Source organism: Endozoicomonas acroporae (genome assembly GCF_002864045.1).
In the GTDB taxonomy this organism is placed as follows: domain Bacteria; phylum Pseudomonadota; class Gammaproteobacteria; order Pseudomonadales; family Endozoicomonadaceae; genus Endozoicomonas; species Endozoicomonas acroporae.
On the sequence record NZ_PJPV01000066.1, the window covers coordinates 67902 to 78838 of the forward strand.

Here is a 10937-nt window from a genome sequence, read left to right on the forward strand (position 1 = left end):
ATTAAGTTGTTGAAATAATTACTGGGTTCAGTTTGACCAACTCGCAGCCCGAATACCAAACTACTTTGTTGTGGACAGGCTTTAAAAACCAATCCACTGCCTGACATAACAGACTCATACGCTTTTTGAAATTCCGCATACAGGGAGCGTGAGGTTAAATAGGGATTAGTCATTGAATTATAGAATTAAAGGTTTACAGTGTGAGACCACTCGTTCTTATAAAAGTTCCTCTCTGATACAATCTGGTCAATATCAAATTCTTCAAAAGCCAGCGCCTCATGAATGATGAGGGCGCTGGTGGTTGGATGGTTGGGTTTTCCTGCTGTTGAGCAAGAATTGGTGTTACGGATGATGATCCGGCATCGTCAGTGAAATGATGGCAGTGAGCATGATAAAGAGTGAAGAGATCCACAGGCAGGCTGCCAGTCCTCCCCATTGAAAAGCCAATCCCGAAAGCACGGTTCCGGTTAAACGCCCCATGGCGTTGGCCATGTAGTAGAAGCCAACATCCATGGATGCACCTTCTTCCCGGGCAAAAGAGACAATCAGGTAAGAGTGCAGCGATGAGTTGATGGCGAAAACCCCGCCAAAAATCAGTAGGCCAATAATCAGACTCAACTGTGGATACCACCGGCATGTGATCGCCAGTGCCAGCAGGACCGACACCAGTAATAGTGTTGCTGACCATAATGCAAGGGCGGTGCGACTCTGGACAGGCTGACTCTCAGCCCCGGTAATTTTGGGCGCAATACCCTGAACCAGGCCATAACCAATCACCCATATAGCCATGAAACTCCCCGTTTCCACGTGGCTCCAGCCAAAAACGGCACTCAGGGAGACAGGAAGGGCGATGACAAACCATACGTCCCGGGAGGCAAAGAGAAAAAGGCGGGCCGCAGAGAGAGTATTGATGGCCTTGCTCTTGGAGAATATCTGGGTAAATTTGGGCTTGCTTCGGGCTTTACCCAGGTCTTTTTGCAGCCATATCAGGCTGCCTGCCAGTACCAGGGTCAATACAGACGACATGGTCAGCATGGCACTCTGAAAGCCAATCAGACTGAGCAGGGCACCGCCCAGAAAGAAACCTGCACCTTTCAGGGCATTTTTGGATCCCGTCAAAATGGCTATCCAGCGATAGAGTTTTCCTGTCTGCTGGCTACTGACCAGGGTTTTTATGGAGGTCTTCGCGCTCATCTTGTTCAGGTCCTTGGCGATGCCTGAAATAGCCTGGGCAAACATTACCAGAGGTATAGACAGGAACTGGGCAGGGACTGAGAGCATCAGCAAAGCGGTGATCTGCATAAACAGGCCGATATTCATGGTTCTGTTCAGGCCGATTCGGGCGCCCAGCCAGCCGCCAAGCAGGTTAGTGACTACCCCGAAGAACTCATAAAAGAGAAACAGCATGGCAATTTCCAAACCGGAATAACCCAGTGCATAGAAGTGGAGAACCACAAGCATGCGCAGGGCACCATCGGTCAGGGTGAAGTTCCAGTAGTTGAAGGTGATAAGCGCATAATTTCTTATCTGCTGTTGCCGGAACTGCCTGGTGTTTTCAACGTGGGTAGTCTCAGTCATCAGGCGTTCTCTCTGCCAACCTTTAGCGCCAGCTCTGCCGTACGACAAGCGTAGCCCATTTCATTATCGTACCAGGCATAAATTTTTACCATGCGCTGGTCAACCACCATGGTGGACAGTGCATCAATAATTGAAGAACGCTGGTCGCCACGGTAATCGATGGAAACCAGGGGCCTTTCTTCATAACCGAGGATGCCGTTCAGTGAATCCCCGGCGGCTGATTTCAACAGCTGATTAACTTCCTCCACCGAAGTATCCCGGGATACGTCAAACACCATATCAGTGATCGACGCATTCGCCAGCGGCACTCGGATAGCATGGCCATTCAACCGGCCCTTCAGATCAGGAAAAATCTGAGTGATGGCAGTGGCAGAACCGGTTGTTGTCGGGATCAGGGACATGCCACAGGCGCGGGCTCTTCTCAAGTCCTTATGGGGGGCGTCCAGAATCGTCTGGGTGTTGGTCAGGTCATGAACGGTGGTGATAGCGCCGCGGGTAATGCCAAGGTTTTCGTGAATGACCTTAACAACAGGCGCTATGCAGTTGGTGGTGCATGAGGCGGCGGTGACAATGCGATGCTGGCTGGCATCATAGAGATTATCATTTACCCCCATAACCACATTCAGAACACCTTCTTCCTTGACGGGGGCGGTGACGACCACTCGTTTAACGCCCTGCTCAAGATATTGGTTAAGTTTGGCTGTTGCCCTGTGAACACCTGTGGCATCGATCACCACATCACAATCCGACCAGTTTACGGCAGTGATCTCTTTTTCCTGAAAGCACTCAATACTCTGACCATTGATGACAATATGCCGGTCGTCCGATGAAATGGTTTCCTGCCAGGTACCTTGTACTGAGTCAAATTCCAGCAGGTGGGCCAGTGTTGCGCTGTTCCCGGCCACGTCATTGATTCTGACGAACTCAATGTCCGGCCAGTGCCATGCGGCTCTCAGGGCAAGTCTGCCAATGCGGCCGAAGCCATTGATACCTACTTTGATCGTCATTTTCTTACTCCTTAACAGGGCGGTCAGGCATGGATTCCAGCCGATCGGTATCCTGCTGGTACTCACTTTTCAGACAGTTTGAGTGGCGAAGGCCGTCAACGATTTTGTTCATCCAGCCGGGCAGACCTTCTGCTACGGAATAGAAAATCCATTGATCTTTACGACGGGTTTTTAACAAACCGTGATTTCGCATTTGTGCCAGATGTCGAGATATCTTTGGCTGTGGCTCATTCAGGGCAGATACCAGTTCATAGACACACAACTCACCTTGCCGGGCTATCAGCAGCAGGCAGCGGAGGCGAATTCCATCCGCCATCATTTTGAAGAACTCAGGGGGTAGCATCAAAATTGCTCAAACATGTGGATATGCGAATATTCGCATACTGCGGATAAAATACAAGTCCAATATGCGCAGGCTCACCAATTTTTGAGTAGTTGTGTGCTGGTATTGATTATGGCAGGAGAGTGAGGGATTGATTCAATTAGGTATTCGTTATTGAAGACTCAGAGGGCGCTTGCTACTCGGGCGGTAGAGAAGGGCAGTTTAGATTTACATAAGATAAAGCATGGCCATAAAGACAAAGCCGGGTAGAAAAAAACCAACCAGGGCTCCGGATTCCCTGTCTCCCCAGCGTTTCTCCGTCGCCTTGCCGGAGTAGTGGATAATAGCAATCCATGACAGCAGGCAGAAAGCTGCAATCATCCAGCTGACGGGTGACATTCCCTCGATAATTTTCATCAGATTGAACACAATCAGGAGTCCTCTCAAGCATGGCTTACTAGAAAGATAGACTCTTTTTGATGAAATAAGTTCCCTTCCCGGAGAAAGGTGAAAAATGGTTAAAAAAAGGGGCCTTAGCCCCATAAAGAATGAGATGAATATTACATGGCCGGGTAAGTGTAAGAAGCCTGAATACCCAGTGGCAGACCAAGCGCCCAGTAAGCCAGCAGGAAGATAGTCCAGCCGATCAGCATGGCGATGGAGTATGGCATCATCATGGAGGCCAGTGAGCCGATACCGGAGTTCTTCACATAACGCTGGCAGTAAACCACCACCAGGGGGAAGTAAACCATCAGCGGAGAAATGATGTTGGAGACCGAGTCACCAACACGGTAAGCCGCCTGAGACAGTTCTGGGGAGATGCCCACCGCCATCAACATAGGTACCAGGATTGGACCAATCAGTGCCCATTTGGCAGAGGAAGAGCCGATCACCAGGTTAACGGTGGCGGTCAGCAGGATCATACCAATAACGGTGATTTCACCGGGCAGGTTCATGGCCTGCAGAACTTCCGCACCGCTCAGGGCCAATACGGTACCCAGGTTAGACTGGGAGAATGCGTACAGGAACTGCGCACAGAAGAAAGACATAACCAGGTAAGAGCCCATGGTGGACATGGTGCTGTTCATGGCAGCTACAGTGTCTTTAGAGGTCTTGAAGGTGCCAGAAACTTTACCGTAGACAATACCCGGAATGATAAACAGGATAAAAATCAGCGGCACGATAGACTGCATCAACGGCGCGGAGAATGCTGTGATTTCACCGGTCGGAGAGCGCAGTGGCGAAGTCTCGGGAATCACGGCAGCAACCAGCACTGCGATACCCGCCAGCATAGCCAGGCCAGCGGCATTAAAGGCTTTGCTTTCTTCCGGCGTAAAGGAGCTAAGGTCTGGTGCTTTCTCTGCATCTTCATCCAGAGCAGCAGTTCCCCGCAGGCGTGGCTCAACAATTTTGTCAGTGACATACCAGCCAATAGCGACGATGACAATACTGGACGCACCGGTGAAGAACAGGTTCGCCAGTGGGTTCATCTGGAAAGCCGGGTCCAGAATCTGTGCAGCCGACTGAGTAAAGCCCTGCAGCAGTGGATCAATACCGGATGGGATAAAGTTGGCAGAGAAACCACCGGATACACCGGCAAATGCCGCAGCGATACCCGCTAAAGGATGACGGCCCGCCGCATGGAAGATAATACCACCCAGAGGGATAACCAGAACGTAACCAGCATCAGCTGCGGTATGGCTGACAATGGCAACCAGGATCAGCATTGGGGTTAACAGCTTGACCGGGGTGACACCCAGCATTTTCTTGAGACCGGTATTAATGAAACCGGATTTTTCCGCTACACCGATACCGAGCATGGCAACCAGTACGATACCCATGGGGGCAAAGCCAGCAAAATTCTTAACCATACTGGCAAGAAAGGCTGCAAGGGCAGAGCCGGTCAGCAGGTTTTTTACCGCCACAGTTTCACCGGTGGCCGGATGTACCATGTCCAGGCTCATCTGGGACATTAAGGCAGACAAAACCCAGACGATGACCATGCCATAAAGGAATAGCAGTGTCGGGTCCGGCAGTTTGTTACCTGCCTTTTCAACGGCGTTCAGGAAGCGATTCATCAACCTGGAATCGCCCGGTTTCACCTCCGGCATTGGAGAAGCTTCAACTACACTCATGGATGACTCTTTCTCTTACTACTATTTATTGAAATGGTGATTATGTAAAGACTTTAAAAAATCAAAGATGAGATAAGGAATGATCCAGATCAATTAAATATAATAAAGGGAAGTGCAGTGATAATATTTAGAGGTATTTTCTGATAAGGGTGGTGAAATTCGAGAGATATCACTGGGCTATCTCATACTGCTCTTTCGTTTTTCGAGGCTGAACCCCATCCATTTGTAAAGACTGTCGTTTAATACTTTATCCGCATAACCTGATTCCTGTCGATTAACCAGTTTCTCTGAAATTTGGTTGACGGGCAGAGTGCATCCAAGCGCTTTGGATACCGCAATGTAAAGATCAAAGGGGGAAAGCTCAACGGGCATTTTTTCCAGGTAGATATGGTAGACCTCATTCAGGTATTTCTGCTGATAGGTCATGGCCGGATTAATATGGATGATACCCTGGCGAAGTTTGTGGGTGACCCGATTGGCTCCGCCAAAGTAATCATTAATGATAACAGAAATCCACTCTGGTGTGTTGCATGGGTATTGATATTCGTCATCTGAAGGATGGTTGTAAAATAGAAGACAGTAATCACTTTCGGTCAGCACGCATCAACAGTCAGGGGTATTGGTGTTCTTTCAGGGATGGGGCATCGTTCTATCGCCGTTGCATGGATGGCTCAATAGTGTTGGGTGCAGAGGCGAGGCGACTGCCAGCTGGTGAGATGGACAGGGTGCTTGAGGCGTATCAGGGGTGGATCAAAAATATTGCTGCTGATAATAAAGTCATCCGGGCAAGCCAGCAGCTAACCGATAAAGATTATAACGATGTTGCTGATCTCTATCGTGAAGTCTATCCCGAAGAAGTCCCCATTCTCCCGCCTGACCGTTATGGCGATATTGTTATTATGCCAGCAATAGGGTGTCCGAACAGGCGGTGTACGTTCTGTGCCTTCTATAAAGATAAGCCCTATAAGGTTCTTAATGAACAGGCGTTTGCTCAACATCTTGCTGATGTAAAAAAACTGTATGGTGCAAAGGTGCATTCATCTCTCGGTGTATTTCTTGGCTCAGCGAATGCAATGGCTCTGTCCCAGAGGCGGCTGATGTGCTGTTTGACCTTAATCAAGGAAAAGCTTGGCACTTTTACAAGGGAGGTTAGTACATTCGCTGATCCTGATTTCAGTGCAAAACGGACAACAGCGCAGTGGAATGAGTTGCGTGAGAGCGGTTTGCGTCATTTGGTGATTGGTCTGGAAACCGGTTGGGGTGAGTTAAGAGCTAGCCTGGGGAAATCAGGAGACCTTGATAAATGTATAGCCATGATTAACAGTGCCAGGCGGGCTGGGATCAATATTGGTCTGACGCTGCTGACCGGAGCGGCACCAGGGGAGTTAAGAAGAGAAAATCTGAAACAAACGTTGATTACCCTTGAAAGTCTGGAGCTTTCCGGGGGGGATCTCATATACCTGTCACCGCTCAGCAAAAATGGCTTTGTGGACGATGCCGCTTTAGAAGAGCAAAGTGAGATGATGGCGGTGATAATGACGATGACTGAGGCGAAAGTGGTGCCTTATCAAATGCAGCGTTTTCAATATTTCATGTGAACTAAAGACGACCGTCTTTTAATGTTTGCAGCAATGGTTGATTGATCGAAAGAAAAACAACCGGTTTATACATCAAGTCGGCGCGGTAAGATGCGCCAGCCCTGGCAGGGTTTCGGGCAACGTCAGTGAGTTGGAAAGCTTCTTTCTTCTTCTGAAAAACGAATACTTGATTATCTCCCAACTTATACCAGACTGACTCGTTGGTTATGTCCAGTGATCGGCCCGCGCTTTTTTAAATGGATTTATTGGATTGAAATTTACTAAAAACGCACCCGGGAAGATGTATTATGAATACCGTTACGCCAGAGGCTCTCACGGCTTTCAAGTCGGTCAATAAATTACCCACGATAGTTTGCCACCACTTGTCAATACAGCCTGACGATGCAGGGGAATTGAATGGTCGTCAGTTGGTCGTGTGCAAAACCCCCACAACGCAATTGGTCCGCTCCCCGGATTGTCAGTGCGATACGCTGTTTCGTCACAATGCCAACATTCGGGAATTAGATAAGCTGTTACAGGACCGTTCCATCGATCTTCACGCCAAAGATGCCAGCTCTATTTCCCAGGTATCTGCATATGGATCCCATGATACGGTGTTTTGGCATTCACCATTTGGTGTCAAGGATCAAGACATTCTGGACAAACTGGCATGGTACTTGAGCCAGGAGGGGGTTGATATCGATCAGCCCATCAACCATACCGGTGAAACCCTGTTGCACCGGTTTTGTCATGCAAGCTGTGTTCATCGCAGAAACAGTCTTTATTGGCCTGATTACCCAGAGCATCCAGATAACGTCGTTAAATTGCTGTTGGAACACGGGGCTTCGATGAAGCCCGATCGTCTGGGTAACACGCCATTACACACTGTCTGCAAAGTTGGTGCTACCACGGAGCTTATGGTCATATTGCTGGATGCAGTCAGGGAAAACCCGAAGATACTCAATGCACAAAATGGTGAGGGTAACACCGCCCTGATTGAAACCATGTGTTCATATTACGGATGGAATGGTACGGCAATTCTTCTTTTACGGGCCGGAGCCACTATCGGTGATGGTGATAACCGTTCCGAATACTGTCCACTTGGCCCAGCAGTCAAAGGCCGCAAACTCAACAGCGAAAAGCTGGCACTGCTTGATCACTATGAGCTGGATATCACTAAATGCACCAGTGAGGCATCGAATTTTGTCAGCATGATGATTCCTTACTATTACTATCGTGATACCAAAATACTGCTCTACTGGATAAAATCAGGGTTGGCCCTGAACGGTATTGACGACGATGGTCGGTCATTGCTTTGGGTGTGTTTCAGTACCTTTGAAAACAATAAAAAGGGTGAAGAAGATAGCGGGTTGCAACGAAAGCTGACATTATGCAATAACGTACTGAAAGCCGCCTATAAATACCACTTTCCCGGAAACATTGACGTTCTGAAGGGGGCAATTTCAGATACATTGATAGAAACCCGGGCAGAGGATATCGGTAAACTGCTGAGAGGTTTTCGAGATGCTTTTTATCTGATCGATAACACGGTCGAGGTGATTGCCAGCAACCTGAATGACCAGAATAAAATGAAGCTTGAAGCGTTGCTGGCACAAGCCCGGGGTAAGCACCCCGAAAAGATGAGTCTTAGTCCGTTCATCTACCAGCCGAAAGATCATTATATGCACTATTGCTCCGACGCTTTCATGGCTCACATGGAATCTACTTTCAACGCTCCACCCTCAGATTTTATCAGGCTCAAGTTAGCGCCTGACCGGTGTGATATTGAAAGCACTAAGCGTAAGCGTGACAGGGGGGAAGAGACTGATGTTGATGTCAGGGCAAATGCTAACAATTCCCTTTTTCCAAAGCCAAAAAGACCGAGGGTTACTGAAGGTGAGAGTGGACTTATTCGCACCCGCACCCTCCTTAGTCATCAGAATGTAGGCTCTCAAGAGAATCAGCCAATCAACTATTCAGATATTCAATTATACGACTGGCTTTTCGAACACCGGCAGGCATCATTACGGCAACTGCTGTCGTCACACCATGAATTGCATAAAACGATCTGTAAACATCAAACTGAGTTGGTTTGTGATTTATCGGATGAAAATAAACGGCTGCTCGAGAGAATACTTGGTGAGACAGGTTCAGTTGAAGAGTCCAGATGATAAATGCGTACGTTTAATAAATGAGATTGTGTTCCTGACTTAGTAAATTAGCTTTACAAAGCTCCCATTAACAACAATGGGAGCTTTTCTATCGCCAGTAATGAATATCCAGGTAGCTCTGCCTCAGGTGCTTGCAGGGTATCAGGATTCATCAGTATCTATCAAGATCCTTATGAACATAGTGTCATTCTTTACGTATTTATCCAGGTTCTGTGCAGATAATTCCAGTAGAAAAGGGCAGCCAGAAGCGATGTTGCGATCCTTTTTAGGCCTTTGAAAAGATGAAGAATTCGGGTCGGGGCGAAAAGCATCATGCCTGTTTTCGCCGTGCGTCAGATCAAGAATATTAAAATGGACTTTGTGTCGGAACGGCCAATGCAGGGTTTCGTCGTAGTCACCTTTCATCACCACCAAAAATAAGCCGATATGCGTTCCTTTTCCCAAGCCGTCACCATTCAGGTAGAGCTTTGCACACAATTTATAGCCATAAGTGTTTGTAAAGAATACAGGGGAGATTAGGATATTCGTTTTACCACTTATAGCATCATTTCGTTTGGCATTGAATTGATCAATTTTCCAAAGCAGGGTGCCGTCTGTGGGTACCGGATTTTCTTGTACGGCTTTGGCTTTGAGAATTTGATCTATCAAATGAAATGCATTGGCCAGTTGGTTTTCAAGATCTTTAACAGTATGACAATATTCTGTGTTGCGTTTTTCAAGGTCAGTGATGCGTTGCTCGAGCTCGGATGTCAGCGAGGCACTAGGGTGCAGTCTTGGATTTTGAGGAGAGAGGTTAAAATCCCGGGTAAGTGTTTGCAGTTGTTGGTTCAGTGAATCAATTTTTTTATCCAGTGACTCTATTTTTACATCAATCAGGGATTCTTGCTCTTTGAGCAGTAATTGCCTCATCTGTTCTACCTGTTTGATCAGCTTTTTCACGCGTATATCAAGCGCTGAGTGGCTTTCGGTAGCCTCCGAACGCGCGTGTTGGAGCATGCTAATCCTGTCTTCCAAAGTAAAGTTTTCACATACGTCAATGTGCTTCAGGAGATCCCTATAAAGCCCGTGCCATTGACAACCAGTATTTTCATTGGTGGTGTTTGAAGGGCATTGATATAAATGTGTGGATTCGATTTCACGGGATAGAAATTTGTCCGGATAAGTCTCGGAGTTATCGATAGGGCAACGGTATACAGGTACATTATCCGGGGTACCTGGTTGTTTAGAGCGTGGACTTGGTTGCTCGTGCTCCAGGCAATGACGACACAGCAGGTGAATAACTTCATCAGAGGTGCAATGGTACAGTTCTCCAGGCAGGTGATTCATTTTATTGCAACGTGCTACTTTCGTGAATAATTCAGGCATTTCGGCCATAACCTTAACGCCACGGTAGTAAAAACAGGTTATGGTTTTTGGTGGGAGTGTATACAGACTACTTGCTATTGATGTGTCATGACTTCCAATTGATGTGTTAGTAAAGGTTGCCCGGCTGGCGGGCTTGGTAGGTGATAACTGACCTGCGTGCATTTGATTTTCCACTTATTACTGGTTTTAATAATCATTCGATTACGAAACTGAATGAAAGTTCAGACCAATAATGCTTTGTCATGCAAAGACCTCTCAGGCGGAAAATAACCCGGCACTGTAGAGAGTGGTATTTTCATTGTGCAGCCAATTGAGCACTTGTTTTACCGGCTCGTAATGGTATCCATAATCTATAAGTCAGATGTTGTAGGTGATTGTACGTAAAGCTATCATCGCTTATTGATTAACATCAAAATTTCTCTATTATTCGCACCACTTCCACGGACTCACCCAAACGGTCATCCACGGATCAGCAGTATGAATCATTATCGCTGACCGGGAAGTGCGGTTTGAAAATGGGTTGTTTGGATTGAATGAAAAACAACCGGTTGACAAATCAAACTGGCGCGGTAAGATGCGCCTCCGCTGACAGGGCTTCGGGCAACGTTGGTGAGTTGGAAAGCTTCTTTCTTCTTCTGAAAAACGAATGCTTGACAACGAAAGCCGCCACGGTAAGATAGGCGGCCTTGCTTTCGGTGGTCGGTTGGCAGTTGCCAGTGACCAGTTATGCAAAGCAAACGTTCTTTAACAAGATATCAGACAATTCGTGTGGGCGCTTGTGC

9 protein-coding genes are annotated in these 10937 nt (G+C 47.5%); 2 read left to right on the top strand and 7 right to left on the bottom strand.

Going from position 1 to position 10937, the window contains the following annotated elements; genetic code table 11:
- Positions 1 to 342: 342 nt before the first annotated feature.
- The 6 genes from arsJ to CX664_RS11640 all read right to left on the bottom strand — a co-directional run bounded on the left by arsJ (position 343) and on the right by CX664_RS11640 (position 5642).
- On the bottom strand, positions 343 to 1578 hold the full coding sequence (gene arsJ, locus CX664_RS11615; RefSeq protein WP_101746888.1) for an organoarsenical effux MFS transporter ArsJ: 1236 nt from the start codon (positions 1576 to 1578) through the stop codon (positions 343 to 345).
- On the bottom strand, positions 1578 to 2585 hold the full coding sequence (locus tag CX664_RS11620) for an ArsJ-associated glyceraldehyde-3-phosphate dehydrogenase (RefSeq protein ID WP_101746889.1): 1008 nt from the start codon (positions 2583 to 2585) through the stop codon (positions 1578 to 1580). Before CX664_RS11620 ends, arsJ begins: the two co-directional genes overlap by 1 nt.
- 4 nt (positions 2586 to 2589) lie before the next feature.
- On the bottom strand, positions 2590 to 2928 hold the full coding sequence (locus CX664_RS11625) for an ArsR/SmtB family transcription factor (protein WP_101746890.1): 339 nt from the start codon (positions 2926 to 2928) through the stop codon (positions 2590 to 2592).
- 207 nt (positions 2929 to 3135) lie between these two features.
- On the bottom strand, positions 3136 to 3336 hold the full coding sequence (locus CX664_RS11630; RefSeq protein ID WP_163370806.1) for a hypothetical protein: 201 nt from the start codon (positions 3334 to 3336) through the stop codon (positions 3136 to 3138).
- A 131-nt stretch (positions 3337 to 3467) separates the two neighbouring features.
- On the bottom strand, positions 3468 to 5042 hold the full coding sequence (locus CX664_RS11635; RefSeq protein ID WP_219622170.1) for an AbgT family transporter: 1575 nt from the start codon (positions 5040 to 5042) through the stop codon (positions 3468 to 3470).
- Positions 5043 to 5219: 177 nt separating this feature from the next.
- A complete protein-coding gene (locus CX664_RS11640) occupies positions 5220 to 5642 on the bottom strand; it encodes a hypothetical protein (protein ID WP_101746892.1) in 423 nt (140 codons plus the stop codon).
- Between the two features lie 77 nt (positions 5643 to 5719).
- Between CX664_RS11640 and CX664_RS11645 the strand changes: the two genes are divergently transcribed.
- Together CX664_RS11645 and CX664_RS11655 are read left to right on the top strand one after the other, a co-directional pair.
- Positions 5720 to 6640, top strand: a complete 921-nt coding sequence (locus CX664_RS11645; RefSeq protein ID WP_180966470.1) for a radical SAM protein — start codon at positions 5720 to 5722, stop codon at positions 6638 to 6640.
- Positions 6641 to 6927: 287 nt separating this feature from the next.
- Positions 6928 to 8790, top strand: coding sequence for an ankyrin repeat domain-containing protein (locus tag CX664_RS11655; RefSeq protein ID WP_145999950.1), 1863 nt, complete (start codon positions 6928 to 6930; stop codon positions 8788 to 8790).
- A 141-nt stretch (positions 8791 to 8931) separates the two neighbouring features.
- Here CX664_RS11655 and CX664_RS25660 read toward each other — a convergent pair whose 3' ends face one another.
- Positions 8932 to 10317 (bottom strand): MATH domain-containing protein, encoded by a 1386-nt coding sequence (locus CX664_RS25660; RefSeq protein WP_145999951.1) that lies wholly within the window; start codon positions 10315 to 10317, stop codon positions 8932 to 8934.
- Positions 10318 to 10937 lie beyond the last annotated feature (620 nt).